General features: G+C 76.0%; 1 pseudogene. It reads right to left on the bottom strand.

Annotation, left to right across the window (positions count from 1 at the left end):
• Window positions 1-1173: pseudogene (locus FNH08_RS50330) on the bottom strand (non-ribosomal peptide synthetase); the annotation flags it as partial.

Below are 1173 nucleotides of genomic sequence, written 5' to 3'. Positions count from 1 at the left end.
CCACATGGCCCAGGAGGTGCAGGGGAGCGGGTCGGATCCCGGCTGTGTCGGCGGCGTCCCAGTGGGCGAGGGCGCGCGGCAGGTCGACCAGGCCGTGGATCAGGGGCGGCGGGGTGGGGTTCGTGCCGGGCCGCGACGGGCGTCCGGGGCCGGGGACGGGACCGGGGCCGGGGCCGGTGAGATGGGCGTGCAGCAGCGACTCCAGGCGGCATGAAGCGAGGGTGCCGGGCAGTTGGTGGCGGTCGGCGGTGGCTCCTCGGCCCTGGCCGCCCGTGAGGGCGAGGGAGCGGAGGTCCTCCGGTACGTGCGTCTCGGTGGTGTCGAGCGCGAGCAGTCCGCCTCCGACGACGAGGACGTCCTGCGCGCCCTTCATACGGTCGAGGGCTCGCCCGGTGTCGAAGCAGTGCGGGAAGGAGTCGTCGACGACGATCGTGCCGGGCCGTAGCCGGTCGGGGTCCAGCAGTGTCGTCGGGCCGCTGACCGCGGTGACGACGACGTCCGCCTCGTACACCTCGGCGGGCAGGCCGCGGCCGGACTCGACGACCTGGACGCGCGTCGTCGGGTGGTCGGCGGACAGCTCCGCGGCGAGGCGGCTCAGCCGAGGGCCGCTGCCGGGCAGGTCGCACAGGAGCAGCCGGGCCGGTGGGCGGGGGCCGCGGGCCAGCAGCAGCCGCAGCGACGACGTGCCGATCGATCCGCAGCCGACGACGGCGAGGGTGAGCTCCGCAAGATCGCGACCGGTCGCCGCGAGCGCGGCGTGGACGGTCTTGACGACCGAGACGGTCGTCGTCGCGTGCCCGGTGGTGAGCGCCGCCGTCGCCGCGGGGGTCTCCCGCAGGACGTCGAAGCCGTAGCCGGTCAGGGACGGGATCATGCCGGCGAGCGACACGCACCGTGCTCCGAGCGACGCGGCGAACTCGACGGCGCGGGCGGTACGGGCGGCCAGGCCGCCGCCGGGGGCCAGTTCGTCGGCGAACACCGGGAGCGAGACGAAACCGGACCTGCCGAGCGGTGTGGTGACGTCCTCCAGCAGCCTGGCCCGGCCGTCCGGGAAGAGCAGGGCGCGCAGTTGTTCCCGCCCGGGTGCGGCGTGCGGGGGCAGTCCGGCGAAGGCGGCCAGGTCCCGGGGAGTGGGCAGGTATCCGACGAGGGCGGCGTCGAGCGGGCGGGGCG

This window comes from Streptomyces spongiae (assembly GCF_009377185.1).
Taxonomy (GTDB): domain Bacteria; phylum Actinomycetota; class Actinomycetes; order Streptomycetales; family Streptomycetaceae; genus Streptomyces; species Streptomyces spongiae.
This window is presented reverse-complemented; position numbering and strand designations above follow the sequence as displayed.